The sequence below is a fragment of the Pseudomonas sp. MF6776 genome (assembly GCF_016613125.1).
GTDB lineage: Bacteria > Pseudomonadota > Gammaproteobacteria > Pseudomonadales > Pseudomonadaceae > Aquipseudomonas > Aquipseudomonas iridis.
The window spans coordinates 66,424-85,242 of record NZ_JAENSQ010000022.1; the positions used below are offsets into that span (position 1 = coordinate 66,424).

General features: G+C 60.1%; 14 protein-coding genes. 6 read left to right on the forward strand and 8 right to left on the reverse strand.

Annotated features, from left to right (window positions below):
* Positions 1 to 18 precede the first annotated feature (18 nt).
* The 5 genes from JJD74_RS22040 (at position 19) to JJD74_RS22060 (ending at position 4,156) form a co-directional block, all read left to right on the forward strand.
* Positions 19 to 582 carry a TetR/AcrR family transcriptional regulator gene (locus tag JJD74_RS22040; RefSeq protein WP_200616816.1) on the forward strand — a complete coding sequence of 188 codons (564 nt, stop codon included), beginning with the start codon at positions 19 to 21 and terminating at the stop codon, positions 580 to 582.
* 55 nt (positions 583 to 637) lie between these two features.
* Positions 638 to 1,117 carry a nuclear transport factor 2 family protein gene (locus JJD74_RS22045; protein ID WP_200616817.1) on the forward strand — a complete coding sequence of 160 codons (480 nt, stop codon included), beginning with the start codon at positions 638 to 640 and terminating at the stop codon, positions 1,115 to 1,117.
* Between the two features lie 211 nt (positions 1,118 to 1,328).
* On the forward strand, positions 1,329 to 2,186 hold the full coding sequence (locus JJD74_RS22050; protein WP_042559243.1) for an SDR family oxidoreductase: 858 nt from the start codon (positions 1,329 to 1,331) through the stop codon (positions 2,184 to 2,186).
* A 171-nt stretch (positions 2,187 to 2,357) separates the two neighbouring features.
* Complete coding sequence (locus JJD74_RS22055) at positions 2,358 to 3,704, forward strand: cation:proton antiporter (protein WP_115148098.1); 1,347 nt, start codon at positions 2,358 to 2,360, stop codon at positions 3,702 to 3,704.
* Positions 3,705 to 3,859: 155 nt separating this feature from the next.
* A complete protein-coding gene (locus JJD74_RS22060; protein WP_047301153.1) occupies positions 3,860 to 4,156 on the forward strand; it encodes a hypothetical protein in 297 nt (98 codons plus the stop codon).
* A 135-nt stretch (positions 4,157 to 4,291) separates the two neighbouring features.
* Here JJD74_RS22060 and JJD74_RS22065 read toward each other — a convergent pair whose 3' ends face one another.
* From JJD74_RS22065 to JJD74_RS22080, 4 genes are all read right to left on the reverse strand, one after another.
* Positions 4,292 to 4,828, reverse strand: coding sequence for a hypothetical protein (locus JJD74_RS22065; RefSeq protein ID WP_042559246.1), 537 nt, complete (start codon positions 4,826 to 4,828; stop codon positions 4,292 to 4,294).
* Positions 4,829 to 4,905: 77 nt separating this feature from the next.
* On the reverse strand, positions 4,906 to 6,825 hold the full coding sequence (locus JJD74_RS22070; protein ID WP_200616818.1) for a hybrid sensor histidine kinase/response regulator: 1,920 nt from the start codon (positions 6,823 to 6,825) through the stop codon (positions 4,906 to 4,908).
* 5 nt (positions 6,826 to 6,830) lie between these two features.
* Positions 6,831 to 9,149, reverse strand: coding sequence for an ATP-dependent DNA helicase (locus JJD74_RS22075; protein ID WP_200616819.1), 2,319 nt, complete (start codon positions 9,147 to 9,149; stop codon positions 6,831 to 6,833).
* Positions 9,146 to 10,798 carry a VRR-NUC domain-containing protein gene (locus JJD74_RS22080; RefSeq protein WP_200616820.1) on the reverse strand — a complete coding sequence of 551 codons (1,653 nt, stop codon included), beginning with the start codon at positions 10,796 to 10,798 and terminating at the stop codon, positions 9,146 to 9,148. Before JJD74_RS22080 ends, JJD74_RS22075 begins: the two co-directional genes overlap by 4 nt.
* Before the next feature lie 194 nt (positions 10,799 to 10,992).
* On the opposite strand from JJD74_RS22080, the gene JJD74_RS22085 reads away from it, so the two are divergent.
* The gene (locus tag JJD74_RS22085) at positions 10,993 to 11,217 is read left to right on the forward strand and encodes a YgdI/YgdR family lipoprotein (protein WP_042562092.1); all 225 of its coding nucleotides are present in this window, start codon (positions 10,993 to 10,995) and stop codon (positions 11,215 to 11,217) included.
* Positions 11,218 to 11,328: 111 nt separating this feature from the next.
* Here the strand turns inward: JJD74_RS22085 and JJD74_RS22090 are convergent, their stop codons facing one another.
* The 4 genes from JJD74_RS22090 to JJD74_RS22105 form a co-directional block, all read right to left on the reverse strand.
* Positions 11,329 to 11,703, reverse strand: a complete 375-nt coding sequence (locus JJD74_RS22090; RefSeq protein WP_200616821.1) for a hypothetical protein — start codon at positions 11,701 to 11,703, stop codon at positions 11,329 to 11,331.
* A 258-nt stretch (positions 11,704 to 11,961) separates the two neighbouring features.
* Positions 11,962 to 13,815: a polyurethane esterase gene (locus JJD74_RS22095; RefSeq protein WP_200616832.1), complete on the reverse strand. Its 1,854-nt coding sequence runs from the start codon at positions 13,813 to 13,815 to the stop codon at positions 11,962 to 11,964.
* Positions 13,816 to 14,014: 199 nt separating this feature from the next.
* Positions 14,015 to 15,703 carry a polyurethane esterase gene (locus tag JJD74_RS22100; RefSeq protein WP_200616822.1) on the reverse strand — a complete coding sequence of 563 codons (1,689 nt, stop codon included), beginning with the start codon at positions 15,701 to 15,703 and terminating at the stop codon, positions 14,015 to 14,017.
* A gap of 25 nt (positions 15,704 to 15,728) precedes the next feature.
* Positions 15,729 to 18,815, reverse strand: a complete 3,087-nt coding sequence (locus JJD74_RS22105; protein ID WP_200616823.1) for an autotransporter serine protease — start codon at positions 18,813 to 18,815, stop codon at positions 15,729 to 15,731.
* Positions 18,816 to 18,819: the final 4 nt, after the last annotated feature.

The following is an 18,819-nucleotide window of genomic DNA, read 5'->3' on the forward strand; positions in this document are numbered from 1 at the left end:
CGTTCTACTGTTCGCCACATGAACGAAATCACAGACACCTCAACCTGCGACATCATTCTGGATGTCACCGAAAAGCTGATCTATAGAAGTGGCATCGCCGCCACGGGCATGGATCTTCTGGTGAAAACCGCCGGCGTCTCCAGAAAGAGCATCTACCGCTACTTCACCAATAAAGATCAGTTGGTGGCTGCCGCCCTGCAACGCCGCGACGTGCGCTGGATGCACTGGTACCGGAGCGCTGTCGATCAGGCCGAAACGCCGGCCGATCGCCTGCTCAACCTGTTTACCGTGCTCAAGGGCTGGTTCGCCTCGGAGGGCTTTCGCGGCTGCGCCTTCATCAACACCAGCGGCGAGACCGGCGACGCGCAAGATCCGGTGCGTCTGATCGCCAGAGAACACAAACAGAAGCTGCTCGACTACGTGTGCGAGCTGTGTACCGAACATGGCGCCAAGGATCCGCAGTTGCTGGCCAAACAGCTGCTGATCCTGATTGACGGCGCCATTACCGTAGCGCTTGTGATGGGTGATCACAGTGCCGCCGATAATGCGCAATGCATGGCGCGCAAGTTATTGGACCTGTAACGCCTTAATAGGCCAGACAAGTTGTTTAAACGTTGAATCTATCGGGAGACTGATCATGTCTACTGCAGCTCAGGTACGTCCGCCATTGCCACCCTTCAACCTTGAATCGGCCATCGAGAAAGTTCGCCTGGCCGAAGACGGCTGGAATTCCCGCGATCCCGAGAGGGTCTCGCTGGCCTACACCCTCGAGACGAAATGGCGCAACCGCGCCGAGTTCGCCAACAACCGGGAAGAGGCCAAAGCCTTCCTCACCCGTAAATGGGCGAAAGAGCTGGACTACCGGCTGATCAAGGAACTCTGGGCCTACTCGGACACGCGCATTGCGGTGCGCTATGCCTACGAATGGCATGACGATTCCGGCAACTGGTTCCGCTCCTACGGGAACGAGAACTGGGAGTTCGACGACAACGGTCTGATGTTCCAGCGCTATGCCTGCATCAACGACCTGCCGATTCAGGAAAGCGAGCGCAAGTTCCACTGGCCGCTGGGCCGTCGCCCGGATGATCATCCGGGACTGTCGGCGCTTGGTCTGTAACCCGCAACTGTAGAAGCTGCGGCACGCTGCGATGTTTTGATCTTGCTCTTAAAAAACAGATCAAAAGATCGCAGCCTCGTTTCACTCGACAGCTCCTACAGGGGGACTTGGGTTTTGCTCAATGTAGAACCGTCAGCGCAAATCCGATCGAACTCATGGCAAACCTGCCGGGTCAACCGGCCATACCCGCCATGAGACTCGGAGACCCACGATGACCGATTATCCAAAACCACCCTTCCCTGCGCAGGCCCAATCCGTTCCCGGTTCGCAACGCAAAATGGAGCCGTATCCTGATTGCGGCGAGCAAAGTTACGTTGGTTCGGGGCGACTGGCCGGCAAGATCGCCCTGATCACTGGCGGCGACAGCGGTATCGGCCGCGCTGTAGCCATTGCCTTTGCCCGTGAAGGCGCTGACGTTGTCGTCGCTTACCTCAATGAACACGAAGACGCGAAGGAAACCGCACGCTGGGTCGAACAGGCCGGTCGCCAATGCCTGTTGCTGTCGGGCGACCTCGCGCAAAAGTCCCATTGCCAGGAACTGGTCGATCAAACCATTGAACACTTCGGCCGCATCGACGTGCTGGTCAACAATGCCGCGTTCCAGATGACCCACGAAAACTTCGAAGACATCCCCGATGACGAATGGGTGATGACCTTCGACGTCAACATCACGGCGATTTTCCGCCTGTGTCAGGCAGCGATCAAACACATGCGTCCCGGTGCGTCGATCATCAATACCAGCTCAGTCAATTCGGACATGCCGAAGCCGAGCCTGCTGGCTTACGCCACCACCAAAGGTGCGATCGCCAACTTCACCGGTGGTCTGGCGCAGATGCTGGGGCCCAAGGAAATTCGCGTGAACTGTGTGGCGCCGGGGCCGATCTGGACGCCTCTGATCGTCTCGACCATGCCTGATGAAGAAGTGCAGAACTTCGGTGGCAATACCCCGCTGGGGCGTCCCGGCCAGCCGGTGGAAGTTGCGCCGATCTACGTTCTGCTGGCATCCGACGAAGCCAGCTACATCACTGGCCAACGCTATGGCGTGACCGGCGGTAAACCGATGCTCTGACGTTCGCCCCTGATCAGTGCCGCCCCCGTCCCGTGTAGGAGCTGCCGCAGGCTGCGATCTTTTGACTCTAGAAGACCAGATCAAAAGATCGCAGCCTGCGGCAGTTCCTACAGGGAATTCGGCGGGAAAAACGAACACGACGCCCGGTCCGGCCAGTACGAGAGATGAATCATGAGTTTTACCGTGTGGGTGGCCGTGCTCGGCGCCGTGTTGCTGACCCTGGCGCTGACCTCCTCCTATTTGCGCTGGATGCCGGTGACCACTTCGGCAGTGTGCTTGTTGCTGGGTGTTGCAATTGGCCCCAGTGGCCTGGATTTGCTGAAACTGTCGCTGGATGACGCCTCGTTGTGGATGGAGCACCTGACGGAAGTCGCGGTGCTCTTTTCTTTGTTTGTCTGCGGATTGAAACTGCGCCTGCCGCTAAGCGACAAGCGTTGGCGGATCGCGTTCGGCCTGGCCGGCCCGGTGATGGTGCTGACCATCGCGGGCGTCTGCCTGTTGCTGCATTGGGGCTTGCAACTCGCATGGGGGCCCTCGTTGCTGATCGGCGCGATTCTGGCGCCGACCGACCCGGTGCTCGCGGCGCTGGTCCAGGTCAACGATGCGAGGGACGTCGACAGCGTGCGCTTCGGCCTGTCCGGCGAGGCCGGGCTGAATGACGGTATCGCTTTTCCTTTCGTAATCCTCGGGTTGGTATTACTGCAGGCCGATAGCAACACGGGACTATGGCAGGACTGGATCTTGCGCAGCGTGTTATGGGCTGTACCCGCCGGGTTGCTGACCGGTTATTGGATGGGCCGTGGCATCGGCCGCGTGACATTGTCATTACGCATCCACAACGAAGACAGCACCCTGAGCCCCAATGACTATCTGGCGCTGGCATTGATCGCGCTGGCCTATGTCGTGGCCGAAGCCATCGGTGGCTATGGCTTTCTGTCGGTATTTGCTGCGGGACTGGGCCTGCGTCAGGTGGAAGTTCAATCCACCGGTGCCAGCCAGCCGCCCGCCGAGCATCTGGTGCAACCGGTAGTCGGTCACCTGAATGCGGAACCGCAGCATGCCGTGCATGGCGATACCGAACGGATGGAAGACAGTCAGGTTGCTGCCGGGATCATGATGGGTGACATGTTGTCGTTCGGGGGCCTGGTCGAACGGGCGATGGAAGTGTTTCTCGTCACACTGTTGGGTGTTGTGCTGATTGCACACTGGGACTGGCGCGCGTTACTGGTTGGCGGCGTGTTGTTCTGCCTGATTCGCCCGCTTTGCGTTGCGCTGATGCCGTGGGGTTCTTTGCTGCAGGGACAGCAACGGTTGCTGATCGGCTGGTTCGGCATACGCGGGATCGGCAGCCTGTTCTATCTGTTTTATGCCTTGAATCATGGGCTGAGCGATTCGGTGGCCACGCTATGTACCGACCTGACGCTGTCGGTGGTGGCGCTGAGCATTTTGCTGCATGGCATCAGTACGCAACCGATCCTTGCGCGATATGAACAGCGCAAAAAGCGTTCCCGGCAATAACTGCTGAACGTTGTGATGAAAAAAATGGATCGCTCTGCAACTGCCGACGGTCACAACCTTAACTCCCTGCCGCACCCTGCGACGGGGTACGGCAGGTTCGGTTCCCCTGCGGCATCGCGCCCTGAAAAGGAATCCCGATATTTAAGGTTACGGTCATGAAAGAATGCTCGACTCCTGCGCAAATCAAGGCTTGCAGGGCTTTGGCCCTGGAACGCAATCGTCAATTGTTCGAAGAAGCACACGCGTTGAATCGCGCGGCTTATCAGTTACTCGAAAGCGGGCAGCTGGATCTCGAACAGTTTGAGCACTACCGGGCTTTACGCCGAAAAGCCGATGTGAAGTTTGCCGATGCGATTGAGCATCTGTGCGTGCTGAACGAGGATTTCCCGCCGATTCCGATGTCGGTGCAGAATTCGCAGGGGTTGCGTCGGGAGTTGGAGACGGCGGAGTAAGCTGAAAAGCCCCTCACCCTAGCCCTCTCCCCGAGGGAGGGGGCTGACCGTGTTGTTCTCAAGCGTTACACCGACGTGCGATACCGAGTGGAACTCAGGTGAGGGCTGTTGATCTTCGACTCTGGTAGCCAAAACCTAGCCCCCAGGATTCGTTACCTGAATAAACACCGCATAACTGCCCAAAATCACCCAGAACGTGGCAAAAATCCACGGCGTGCGCACCGAGAACAACAGCGATTTACGGTAGCCCTTGTGGCTCGACTCCGTCTCGCTGAACAGGGGTGATTCGTCATACGCCAGGCCCATCAAAGGCTCGCTGTGCAGCAAATGGCTCTGCTTGAAGTGCCAGTGGTCGATGATGTCGTACGCCGCGCGAATCCCAGGCCAGGCGTTGAGCGAGCTGAGCAGCCCCAACAGCGCCAGAAACGGTGGCACCACCAAGGTAAACAACTTGCCCCATTCCGGGTTAAGGTTGGACATGCACGAAGCAAAGGCAATCACCAGGAACGATTGCGCCGCCAGATAGGCATCGGTGCGATTGGCGAGAATGCTGGTTTCGTACTGGATTTCGCGCCGATAGAAGTCCAGACGTTCCTTGGGTGAGCCGAACATCTTGGCGTCATGTTCGGTCTGGATTTCTTCAGCGGTCGGGTGGGTCAATATGCGAGACACGAGACGCGGGCTCCGGGGCAGGTAAAAAACTTAGAAACCCCCTGCCTCACACTAGTTCAGCCGAATATCCCCGAAGCTCATTTCATCGACAGGGCAATGATCTCCACAAGATTCAACTGCGTGAACGGTTTCGGCAGGCGCGGCAACTGCGCGGCAAAGCCTTCCAGGCGCTCGGCGTAACCGGTGGCCAGAACGATCGGCAGATCAGGTTTCAGCACCCGCACCGCGTGGGCCAGTTGCGCGCCGCTCATGTGCGGCATGGCCATGTCGGTAATCATCAGGTCGATGACCTCGCCTCGGTCAAACAACGCCAGCGCCTCAGTGCCGGAGGTTGCGCTGACCACGCGGTGACCGAGGTCTTCGAGCAGCAGACTGGTGCTGGTCAGCACCAACGAGTCGTCGTCCACCACCAACACGCTTAGCCGCGGTACAACGATCGGAGCGGCCGGCGGGAACAAGGCCTTCGCCGTTGTGCCCTCGCCCGCCACCGGAATCCACAGTTCGGCGGTAGTACCGTTGGCTTTTTCACTTTTGAGGATAAAGCGGCCGCCGAGCTGTTCAATGAAGCCATGCACCATCGACAAACCCAGACCAGTGCCTTTGCCCACGCCTTTGGTGGTGAAAAACGGGTCGCGGGCCGAAGCGAGTGTCTGCGCGTCCATGCCGTCGCCGGTGTCAGTCATGCTCAGGCAAATGTAACGCCCCGCCGCCAACTCCGTATGACCGAGTTCAAGCACGACTTCGCGTTGCGCAGCAATGGTCACGCTGCCGCCCTCGGGCATGGCGTCGCGCGCGTTGGTAGCGAGGTTGAGCAGCGCCAATTCAAGTTGGTTGACGTCCGCCAACACCGGCTCCAGGTCTTCGGGAAAATCTGTATCGATGCGAATGCCCGGGCCCAGCGAGCTGCGAAGCAGGCCGGTAATGCCTTGCACCAGTTGCGGTATGTCCACCGATTCGGTCTTGAGCTCCTGACGCCGGGCGAATGCCAGCATGCGCTGGGTCAGTGACACGCCGCGCAGTGCGCCTTGAGTGGCGTTTTCCAACAGGCGGATGATTTTCGGGTCGTCGCCAATGCGTTTTTGGACGATCTCCAGATTGCCGAGAATCACCGTCAGCAGGTTGTTGAAGTCATGCGCTATGCCGCCACTGAGCTGACCGATCGCCTGCATCTTCTGCGCCTGGGCCAGCGCCTCGCGGGTCTTTTCCAGCGACTGCTGGGCCTGATGGGCTTCGGTCACGTCGCGGGTGATTTTGGCAAAACCGAGCAACGTGCCGGTTTCACCGCGAATCGCATCGACCACCACGTGCGCCAGAAATTGCGTACCGTCCTTGCGCACACGCCAGCTTCGACTCTCGAAGCGGCCTGTTTCGGTGGCTATCGCCAGCGCCCGCTGCGGCTCGCCGCGCTCGCGGTCCTCGGGGGTGTAGAAAATCGAAAAATGCTGACCGATGATTTCTTCCGGCAGATAACCTTTGATCCGCTGGGCGCCCTGGTTCCAGTTGCTCACCCGACCTTCGGGGCTGAGCATGTAGATCGCATAGTCGGTTACACCCTGCACCAGCAGACGAAACTGCTGCTCGCTCTGCTTGAGGGTTTCCTCGGCCATCTTGCGATCGGTGAGGTCACGAGTGATCTTGGCGAAACCCAGCAGTTTGCCATTGGGGTCAATGATCGGGTCGATCACCACATGGGACCAGAAGTTGGTGCCGTCCTTGCGCACGCGCCAGCCTTCGCCTTCGAATCGCCCTTCGCGGATCGCCGTATCAAGTGCCCGTTGCGGCAATCCGGCTGCGCGATCATCGGCTGTATAGAACCGCGAAAAGTGCTGACCGAGAATTTCCGCCTCTTCATAACCCTTGAAGCGTTTGGCGCCGGAGTTCCAACTGGTGATGATGCCGTCGGGGTCGATCATGTAGATCGCGTAGTCGACGACCGCATCGATCAGAAGCCTGAAACGCATCTCTTCGATCGCTGCGGACTTGTTGTTATCGCTCATCACACTCACCAGCCGTTGTCATGAGCGGAAGTATGCGGCAATCCGGGGAATTGGGAAGCCGGCGCCTCATTATTGATCGCCCACCAGCGCGGCAGCAGTTGCTGGACGCGGCTCTCGGCAAAGCGGTCGTCGATCAGCATCACCACCCCGCGATCTTCGCGGGTGCGAATCACCCGGCCGGCGGCCTGCACCACTTTCTGCACGCCGGGATAGAGATAGGTGTAGTCGTAGCCGGCGCCAAAGATCGCCGCCATGCGCCGCTTCAGTTGTTCATTGACCGGGTTGAGCTGCGCCAGCCCAAGGGTGGCGATGAATGCGCCGATCAAGCGTGCGCCCGGCAAATCGATGCCTTCACCAAACGCACCGCCCAGCACCGCAAAGCCGACGCCCTGGCTGTCGGCGGTGAACTGATCGAGAAACGCCTGTCGCGCCCCTTCGACCATGCCCCGCGATTGCTGCCACAGGGTGATGTGCGGGTGCCGCTCGGCCAGCAACGTTGCCACTTGTTGCAGGTAATCGAAACTGCTGAAGAACGCCAGGTAGTTGCCCGGCCGTTCGCTGAACTGGCGGGCGATCAGCTCGACGATCGGTTCAAGCGATGCCTGGCGATGGTTGAAGCGCGTCGAGATGCGACTGACGATCTGCACCTGCAACTGCTCGGCGCTGAACGGTGATTCGACGTCGATCCACACGGTATCGGCGGGCGTACCGAGCAAGTCGGCGTAATAGTTGCGCGGGCTCAGGGTCGCGGAAAACAGCACGCTGCTGCGCGCAGCCTTCAGGCGCGGACCGATGAACGCCGCCGGGACCACATTACGCAAACACAGCTGCGACAGCGGACGTTTGCGGTCGAGGTCGCGCTTGCTGATGTCGAACAGGTAATGCTCGTCGTACAGCTCCGCCACCCGGCCAAATTGCAGCAAGTCGAAATAGAAGTTCTGCAAACCGCTGTCGAGACCTTGCGGATGGTCATTGAGGTAATCGCCAATCGCTGCGCAACACAGGGAAATCGCCTGCAAGAGCTTTTCCGGGGCTTTGTCGTAGGCCTGATAAGCCGCCAGTTGCGGCGCATGCAGCGCGTTCCACTCGCGATTGACCCGTTGCAGCGAATTCTTCAGCGGTGCGGGTGCGGTTTTGCGCACACTGCCCAGCGTGGCCTGATCGAGACTGGCGCTGTACATCTGCCGGCCGCGCTCGACGAGGTTGTGCGCCTCGTCTGCCAACACGGCGACTTTCCACTGATTGAGCTGCGCCAGGCCGAACAGCAATGCGCTGAAATCGAAGTAATAGTTGTAGTCGGCGACCAACACGTCAGCCCAGCGCGCCATCTCCTGACTCAGGTAATACGGACACACCGTATGCTGCGCGGCGACTTCACGCATCGCGGCTTGATCGAGCAGGTTGATGCGACTGGCCGCTTCGCGGGCGGCGGGCAAGCGATCATAAAAGCCCTGGGCCAACGGGCAGGATTCGCCGTGGCATGCCTTGTCCGGGTGTTCGCAGGCTTTGTCCCGCGCGACCATCTCCAATACGCGCAACGGCAAGGTTGGCGATTGGTCGAACAACACCTGGCTGGCGTCCAGCGCCAGTTTGCGGCCGGGTGTCTTGGCGGTGAGGAAGAACACCTTGTCCAGTTGCTGCGGCGCCAGAGCCTTGAGCATCGGAAACAGCGTGCCGAGGGTTTTGCCGATCCCGGTCGGGGCCTGCGCCATCAGACAGCGACCGGTGCTGATCGCCTTGAACACCGATTCGGCCAGATGGCGCTGACCGGGACGAAAGTCTGGGTGCGGAAAGGCCAGTTGCTGCGCGGCCAGATTGCGCGCCTCGCGGTGGGCCATTTCCTGTTCGGCCCAGTACAGAAACAGGCCGCATTGCTGCTCGAAAAAAACCTGCAAGGCCTCGACACTGAACGCTTCGACCAGACAGGTTTCCTTCTCGCTGACGATGTCGAAATACACCAGCGCCACGTTGATCTGCGCAAGATCAAGTTTGCGGCACATCAGCCAGCCGTAGACCTTCGCCTGCGCCCAGTGCAACTGCCGATGATTGGCCGGTTGCTTGCTCAGGTCGCCCCGGTAGGTTTTGACTTCCTCCAGGCAGTTCTGCGCCGGATCGTAGCCATCCGCCCTGCCCTTGACCTTCAGTTGGCGGAACGTGCCTTCCAGCGCCACTTCGCTCTGGTAGTTGTCACTGCGCCGCGAGGCCACCGTGCGATGGCCAGCAATGCCTTCCAGTGCCGTCGGTGAGGGCGTGAAGCGCAAGTCGAGATCGCCAGTCTTGGCGGTGAACTCGCACAGCGCACGCACCGCAATGCTGTAGCTCAAACGCCCTGCTCCGCCCATTGCACGTAACACACGGCCACTGGCATCTGATGTTCATGGCAGAACTCCAGCCAACGCAGCTGGTTGTCCTGCAAGCGATCACCCGGGCCTTTGACTTCGATCATCCGGTAGGTTTTGTGCTGCGGCCAGAACTGGATCAGGTCGGGCATCCCGGCGCGGTTGGCCTTGATGTCGAGCAGCAAGCGGCTGAACCAGTGTTTGAGGTGGGCCGCGGGTAAACAGGCCAGCGCTTGCTCCAGCAGCGTTTCATTCAACGCGCCCCAGAACACGAACGGCGACTGCACGCCCCACTTGGCGACGAATCGCTGGCGGATGGTATCGGCATAACGGCCGTCGTCCAGCTCGGTGAGGCAGGCCTGGAACAGCTCGGCGCGGCGTTGCTGAAAGTCTTCATTGAGCAGATCAACCGGGCCGCGCTGGAATGGGTGAAAGAACGCCCCCGGCAGCGGCGCGAAAATCGCCGGCCAGCACAATAGACCGAACAACGAGTTGATCAGGCTGTTTTCCACGTAGTGCACCGGGCCCTCGTCGTCGTGCAGATGCGCCTGCACATGAAACTCCACAGACCGCGCCGGATCGATGCGCGGCAAATGCAGATCGAGACGCTCCACCGGTCGCGGCGCCAGCCGTTTCAACGGCGGGCCGCCGAGTTTGCGCCGCAGGCGGGGCAGGATACGTTGCAGGCCTTGCTGTTCGGTGGCGCTTTGCGGCGCCTGTTCGGCCAGCGTGCCGAGTTCCAGCGCCAAGCCGTATTCGCCACAACGCTCCAAGACCCGAATCATGCGCAATCGCGCACCGGGATAGGCGCACGTCCGGTAAATGTCCAGGGCCAGGGCAAACTCGCTGATGCGCTCGCAATACTGGCCGATCTGAAACAACACCTTGGCGCGTCGACGCTCCAGCCACGGGTTGTCGAAACGCAAGGCGCTGACCTGCTCAACAATGGTTTCCAGCGGCTCACCCGCCTCGAAGCGCAATTGGCATTGGTGCAGAAACAGGCAGGCATCGACGTCTTCACGGCTGCGCAAACCACGGGAATCGGCGCAGAACTCGACTTTTTCATAGGTGAAGATGCCAAGGTCGGCCAGTACGAATTCCGACCAGTCCTGATAAAGGTTGCCGAAGAACATCAACCGCAAGCGGTCGCACAGGTCCATGATGGTCAGGCTGAACAGGCGATCCTGCAGCGCCGGCGCCCAGTCACGCAGCGTGCGCGCATCAGTGAACTGCTCGGCCAACGCTGGCAGCCAATCGTCCTTGCGCCCCTTGGGTTGTTCGATGAAAGCGCCGAAGGCTTGCAGGATTTCGGCTTTGAGCAGTACGTCGAACAGCTCTGTGATCGCCAGCGCTGCATGCTCGTCGATCCAGCCCTGCTCCAGCAGCGGATGCGCCGCTTGGCCGATGTCACCGATTTCCGGGTAGTTGAGTTTGCCGGCACGAAAATGTGCACCCTTGCGCATCACCAACCGCACCAGCAAACCCTGCGAAGCACGCGGCAACGCCTTGAAGTCACGCATGAACGCATGCTCTGCTTCACCCATCACATCGGCATAGCGAAGCTCAAGCCATTCAAGCACTTGCCGGAAGTTGTTGAGGTAATAGAACGGATCGTCGAGTGGATTGGCAGTCACGGGAATTCTGGGCCACGGGGAGCGAATACTGGTTATGCGTACAGATACCAGCTCTGCCCCGCCCGGCGCAAACGGAAAAGGATCAATGGCATTTTTTCGCCGGCCTATCGAACTTTTTCTGGTTGAATGGCACCAACCGCGTTAGAACACCGACATCGTTCGGAATCACATGGATTAAGGAATTAGAGATGGGTATGAAAATCAAGACTCTGGGCATCCCCCTCGCGGTAGCGACCTTGCTGACACTGGCCGGCTGCGCAAGCCCGACCGTGGTCACCCTGCAGAACGGCACCCAGTATTTGACCAAGGACATGCCGAAGACCGAAACCGAGGACGGCTTCTATGAGTTCGAGGATATTTCCGGCGCCAAGGTGAAAGTACGCGCGGCTGAAGTGGCTACGGTGCGCGAAGAAGACTGACGAAACACGACCTGTGTAGGAGCTGCCGAAGGCTGCGATCCTTTGATCTTTTTTTAAGATCAAGATCAAAAGATCGCAGCCTTCGGCAGCTCCTACAGGGGGTTCGCGGTGTTATTGATCCGGGGCCATGCCGGGGATCGTGTCGTCGCAACGCAAATATTGCCCACCACGCCGGGCCAGTTCGCCCTGCAAACGCTGGCAACGTTCCTGATCTTGCTGAGCCATGCGGTCAATGCTCAGGTTGCCGGTGGTCTGCGGTTGTTTGCCGTCACCCAGGCGAATGGTCACGAATGGCTGTTCGGGCTGGATCTGAAAGCGGCTTTTCTCTTCGACCGGCTCTACCACTTCGGTTTTCGCCGGGCTCGGCAATTCTTCGGTGGTGATGCCGTAACGGCTCAGAATCGAGCTTTGAGGCAGATCGGCCCAGGCGTTGGCCGATAGCAGCGCCAATCCCACAATCCCGACATACCCTTTGAAACCTCTCACGTTTGAATCTCCTGTGCTCAGTGGCGGCTAGCTATAGAACGTGTGCGCACGTGCTGGCTTTAGGCCGCTTTTCCTGTTCTGCACAGGTTGAGAGTCAGGTAATGGCCATCGAGTCACTTCTGATACCGCGTTATCGTTCTTCGCGAGCAGGCTCGCTCCCACACGGTTCCTGGTCGGCCACATATTTTGTGTTCGACGCAAATCCGCTGTGGGAGCGAGCCTGCTCGCGAAAGCGTCCTTACAGACGCCTCATCAACATCAGGCGATCACAATCCCATCGCCACTCAAGCTATTCAGCGACACCCCCACCAACGTCACCGAATCATTACCAAACGACAGCACCGTATCCTGCCCCACCGCTGAAGCATGAGTACGGAAGTCATCACTCGGCAAAACACCCTGCACCCCAAGAAACACCAGTTTGTCGTTGGCGGTAAACCCCACCACTCGGTCCTGTCCGAACGCGCCGTTGAACAGGAACGTGTCCGCCCCGCCGCCCGACGTCATCAGGTCATTGCCCGCGCCACCGACGAACACGTCGTTGCCCGCGCCGCCAATCAGCTGATCGTTGCCATCGAGCCCGAACAACCAGTCACCGCTGGCATGCGCCTTGAGCGTATCGGCGCCGTGGGTGCCCTTCACGCTGGATTCGTACGCCGTCACATTGCTGCCAGCCTTCAAACCGCTGGCCGTAACGCTGTGGGTCACATCGTCCTTGAACAGCCCCCAGAGAAAGCCCGGCTCCTTGGTGACGATGCTGCCGATGTCGCGGGTGATGCTGATCCCGCCATTGCCATCGCGGATGTATAGATTGCCCGCACCGTCATTGGCGAAATCGAAGGTGTTTACCGATTTCTGCAAGTCGAGAGTGTTACTGCCCTGCCCGCCGAGGATGACGTTATAGCCGCCGCCATCACGAAAGGTGTCGTTACCGGCGCGACCTTCGAGGTAGTCATGACCACTGCCGCCCTGGATCAGGTCGTTGCCGTCGCTGCCGATGATGAACGTGCTGCCCTTGTGGGTTTCGGCGTTGCGGTTGAGGTCCTGCACCCAGGTGTTGGCCCGCGCCGGGTCCGACAGGTTGGCGACGATGATCGTCGAGTCCTTGCTGGTCAGGTCGTAGAACTTCGACTCGATCACCCGGTTCATGCCCTCGCCATACGCAGTCGGCAAGTGCGAGATCCAGACTGGAATATTCAGGATCGAATACGGCAGCACATTCCAGGCGTTAGAGGCGTAGTGATCGTTGAAGCTGACGATGTTGTCGGTGGCTGATTCCTTGGGCGCATCGTGTACGCCAATCGAAGCGCCGGTGAAGGTCGAGCCATCGAGCGCGCGGAACACCGGGTCATTTTCGTAGCCAACGTTGAGCACCTTGTCGGTGCTGCTCTGGGTTGGCGAAGCGTAGGCGATGTAGTTGGAGTCACTGAAGAAGCCACCCCACTTGCTGCCGCTCAAGTCCGCCATGCTGTTGACGGCCAATCCACCGAGGCTGTGACCGCTGACGAGCACGTCTTTGCCGCTGAGGCCGTTTGCCGTGGCAAACGCGACCACATCATTGAGCAGATTGCCGAAGGCTTCACCGACGTAATTCTTCGCGTAGTCCTTGGGACCAAAGGCCGCCAGCAGGTCGTTGATAACGTCGCCGATGGAGTCGAGGATCAGGTTTTCTCGCGGGCCGCTGGTGCCGCGAAAGGCAATGCCCAGTTCAGTGAGATGGCCTTGGGCGTCGTACTTTCCGAGGATTTCCACCTGGGCGCTGGTGTAACCGGCCTTCTCGCCAAAGAAGGTTCCGCGCGCGTCAGTCTTGCCGTCGTAGCCCAATTGCGAGGCGGTGATCGGCGTCCAGCCGGCCTTTTGCACTGCGTCGAGGGCGAGTTTTTCTGAATCGGGATTCCACGGGATACCGGGGATGACACCTTGCGAATCGGTGCCGCCAATCAGCGCGGTCACCAGCGTGGCCGGCAGGCCGAGGCCGAAACCGTTGTGCTGATAACCGCTGGCAAAGCCGTTATCGAGGTTGTGATAGGAATACAGCGTGATAGCCATGGCGTCACTGAACAACGCCTTGGAATCGGCTGTACCGAAGTTTTTGTAGTCATACACACCCATTGCCATTGCCTCTCTTTTTGTTGGAATTGTCAGAGATAGCTCACAGCCGGGGCGCCCCTCGCGGAACGCCGCGGAGTATTTCAAAACTACTTACTGCTTTTACTGTGGGAGCGAGCCTGCTCGCGAAGAAGCAGTGTCAGTCAACATTTGTATTGCTGACACACCGCTTTCGCGAGCAGGCTCGCTCCCACATTTGGACCTAGGCGAAGACGAAACTTGCGTCCGACAGGTTAGCCACTCCTACCCCAACCAGCGTCACGGCAAACTCGCCAATCTTCAGCACGGTATCGCCGCCTGCCTGCGACGCATGCTGCTTGTAGTCGTAGCCCTGCCCCGCGCCTTCGCCCCCCATGAACAGCAGTTTGTCGCTGCCCTGATAACCATTGATGGCATCGAAACCGAACGCGCCGCTGAACAGGAAGGTATTGTTGCCACCCACCGCGCTCATCACATCGTTCCCCCCGCCTCCGACGAAGGTCACATGACCCTTGTCGCTGATCAGCGTGTCGTCGCCACCCAGGCCAAACAGCCAGTCACCCTCGGCCGTGGCGTGCAGCGCGTTGCCGTAGCCATCGCCGCTAAGCGAATGATTGTACTGGGTCAGCTCGCTGCCATTGGTCAGACCCTTGGCCGTGACGCCCCAGGTGATCTCCTTGCTGCCCCACCACGACCCCGACTCCTTGCTCACCAGCGCGCCAATGTCGCGGGTCATGCTGATGCCGCCGTAGGCGTCGCGCACATACAGCGTGCCGTCACCGTCGTTGGCGAAGCTGAAGTTCTGCAACGGCTTCTGCAGCTCGAAGGTGTTGTGGCCCTGGCCGCCGAGCAGGATGTTGAAGCCGCCGTCATCGCGAAAACGATCATCACCGCCCAGGCCCTCAAGAAAGTCGTTACCCGCCCCGCCCTTGAGCCAGTCGTTGCTCTGGGTGCCGATGATGAAGGTGCTGCCGGTGTGCGGCTCGCCACTGCGGCCCAGATCCTCGACCCAGGTTTTACCCCGGGACGACTCCTCAAGGTTGGAGACGATGATCGTCGAGTCCTTGTGGGTCAGGCCGTAGAACTTCGAATCGATCACCCGATTCAAGCCGTCGGCATATCCCAGGGAACCGTGGGCCGACCAGTTCATCGGATTGACGATGCTGAAAGGCACCAGGTTCTGCGCGGTCGACGCATAGTTGTCGGTGAAGTTGACGATGTTGTCAGTGGTCGATTCGTGCGGCTTGTCGTGCTTGCCCATCGATGCGCTGCTGAACGTGGTGCCATCGAGCACGCGGAACACCGGATCGTTCTCGTAACCGATGTTCAGCACGTTGTTGCCAGTGCTGCTCTGGGTCGGCGAGGCGAAAGCGATGTAGTTGGCGTCCTTGAAGAACCCGCCCCAGTTGCCGGCGCTCAGTTCGGCCACGCTGTTGACCCCGAGCCCGCCGAGGCTGTGGCCGCTGATCAACACGTCCTTGGCGCCAATGCCATGGGCGATGGAGAACGCCGCGACAGCCTTGAGCAAGTTGTCGAAGGCATTTTTCGCGTATTGATTGGCGTAGTCCGAAGGCCCGATGGCGGCCAGCAGATTGTTTTTCATGTCGCCGAAGGTGTCGCTGTAACCCAGCCCCCCGGTGCCACGAAACGCAATACCGATGCCGATCAGCTTGCCGGCCGCGTCGTACTTGCCGAGCACTTCGGCCTCGGCGCTGGTGAAGCCGTCCTTCTCGCCGAAAAACGTGCCTTGCGGCCCGACCTTGCCTTGATAGCCCAGTGCCGTCGCTGTAACCGGTGCCCATCCCCCGGCCGGCAATGGCTTGCCGGTCGGGGTGTAGGCATACAGCGTCAGAGCGATGGCATCGCTGTACAACGCTTTGCCATCGGCATTTTTGTAATCAAACAGTCCCATGTGTTGTGCTCTCTCTTCCTTGAAATCAGAACTGCCAGTCGAGCGTCAGACCTACGCCGTGGTCTTTCTCGTTCGAGCCGATCAGCCCGTTGTAATCCAGGTTAACCCGCACATCGCGGTTGAGCGCCAGACCGGCGCGCACCCCGACCACCGCAGCATCACGATCCAGCGACACACTCTGCACGTTGAACGCGCTGCTGCCATTGGCGAACGCCAAATGGTTTTCAGCATCGACGCTGCTCAGGTTGTGCTGCCAGCCCAGGGTCGCGCCCAGTTCCAGCTGATGCTTGTCGGACAGGGCAAACGTGCGCTTGGCTCGAACGCCGAGGGTCGACAGAACCGCCTCGCGATTGTCTTCACCGCCCTTCAGCGCGGCGGCGTCACCCTTCTCGGTGAAGCTGTCGCTGTTGAGGTGCACGTAAGCCAGGTTGGCGAACGGCTCCAGGTTCATCGGTTGCAGGCCCAGGTCATACGCCGCTTCGGTGAACAATTGCGCGGTGCTCGCATCGCGTTTGACCTTCTGCTTGCCGCTGACATCAGCGAATTGCAGATCACGTTTCACGTCGATACGGTGCCAGCTATAGGCGCCGCCCACGGTCAGACGCAGTGCGTCGATTTCATGCCCCAGGTACGCGCCCAAGTGGTAGCTGTCGACGGATGCCGACGAATGCGTGCCGCTGCCCATGCTCAGTGAACTGTCGCTATAACCGGTAACGAAACCCAGACGAGTATCTTCAGCAATCAAGCCGTCGACGCCGGCCAGCAAGCCACCGATGGAGCTGTTGGAATCGGCATTTTCATGCCCGCCATCGCTCTTGCCCCACGCACCCAGCACCTTGACCCAAGCGTTGCTGCGGTCATCCGTCGGCGCTGCGGCGTCGAACAGATCACGTTCGCGCAGACGTTCGCCGACGGCATCGCGCAGGTAACGGCTGTCGTTGATCAGCATCGTGCCGATGGCCGGGTGAATTTCTCCGGACAACTGTTGGAATGCTTGCTGCGCTACGGCGGCAGTCGGTGAAACCAGCAGGGTTTCGAACAGCGCATTGCCCGCGCCCAGGCGCTCGGCAGCGGCACCCACGGCGCGCTGGTTCGGCGTCAGACCCACGCTGGCGAACGAAGCGTCATTACGCCCCACCGCCAGTTGAATGCCGTTCGCCGCGTAAGCGAGCGTCCCGCCAAGAAACGCGTAATCCGGCAATACCTGGCCGAAGCGTCCTTCGATACCGCCCGCCGCTTGCAGGATGTTGTACTGCGTGCCGAGCAGGCTTTTCACTTCGCCAGTGGTCAGCAGTGTCGGGCTGTTTTCCAGCGCCATGGTCACTGTGGCGCCTTCGATCACGGCTTTACCGGTGGCGATGATCTGGTCACTGCTGGTCGGCGACAGTTCCACCGCGTAGGTCGAACCCGACGCGAAGGTCACGTCACCGGCGACATTCATTGTGCCGATCGAATTGCCCGGTGCCACGGTACCGCCACTGTTCACCGACAACGCGCCGATCCGGCCATTGCCGCCGAGGATGCCGCCGTCATTCACCGTGACCGCAGAGGCCAGCGAGCCGTTGATAGCGAGTCGGCCCTGATTGACCAGGGTCGGGCCGCTGTAGCTGTTGTTGCCGGTCAGCACCAGTGTGCCGATCCCCTGCTTGGTCAGACCGCCATGGCCGGAAATGTCGTTGCGCCAGGTATCGAGGCCACAGGTGATGTCGTTGCACACGCGCTCGGTGGGTTTGCCCTGATCGATGATCGCGCCGATGCCCGGCAAATCCGCGACAAACTGGCCGGTGCCGTAAGCGCCGTCGATGCGAAACTCGCTCGGAATGTCCTGCTCGGTGACGAACATCGCCGGGCCATCAATGCCTTTGCGCAGGTTGATCATCCCCCAGCCATACAACGCGTCGATGCCCGGCGCGCCGAGGTCGGTCGCGGTTGTGCGCAACACGCTGGCGACCTGATCGCCGGACATGTACGGGAAGCGCTCCATCAGCACGGCCATCGAGCCGGCCACATGCGGTGCGGCCATCGAGGTGCCGTTGTAGTTTTTGTAGGCGGTGGTCAGATTGTCGGCGTTGGTGCCCTCGATGATCGCACTGAAGATCTTCGTGCCAGGCGCCGAAACGCAGAAGCTTGCGGTGTAGCCGCAACGCGATGAGAACGTACTCATGATGTACGGATTGGCGCTGGTCAGGTCCGGATTCTGCTGTAACGCGGCGACGGTGATCCAGTTCGGCGCGATGTCCGGGACGAAGTAACCGAGGCCGGCGATGGCATCCGGGTTGTTCAGGTTGTAGTCGTTACCGGCGGCGAAAATCGTCACGATGCCGCTGCGTGCCGCGGCAATCGCACCGTCGTAGGCGCCGCCGGGTTTGGTGCCGAGCAGCGTGCGGATTTCGTTGAATTGCACCTGTGCGTCGTTGACGGTGAAGTGCGGATACGCCGGATCGCGGCCACCGAGGTCGAAGCGATCGGTGATGCCAATGCCCCAGCTGTTGTTGATGATCCGCGCGCCACTGGCGATCAGCGCATCCCAACCGGCCTTGTACACGGCGCCGTCGTTACCGCGGACGATGCCGTCTTCAGGGCCGGGGTCGCCGTTGTCGGCACTGATGATTTGTGCGCCGAACGCGACGCCATGCATCGGCCCGCCGTCACGACTGCCAGCCGCAATGCCGCCGACGTGGGTGCCGTGCGCACCGAGTTTGCCGTCGGAACCGACCGAGGGCGAACCGTCATAACGGAACGCATCCCCGGCTTTGACAGGGATGTACGGGTCGGTGTATTCGCGGATGCCACTGGTGACCAGAGTGACGACTTTATTACTGCCGGAAAACTCCGGATGTGCGGCGTACACCGGCTGATCGAAGATCCCCAGTTTTACCCCTTTACCGGTGTAACCAGCGGCGTAGGCGTGTTCGGCCCCGATTGCGCCCAGGCCCCAGTCAGCCTTGAATTCGGCACTGCGCCAACTGGCGACATCGCCCGTGCGACCGTTTTCCACATAGGGCGCGGCGTGTGCCGTGCCCCAGGTGGCGAGTGCGCACAACACCGCGCCAGTCAACGTTTTCAGGGCAAAGCAGCCACCCGTTTGCGCGGGGGTTTTATTGTTTTTCATCCTG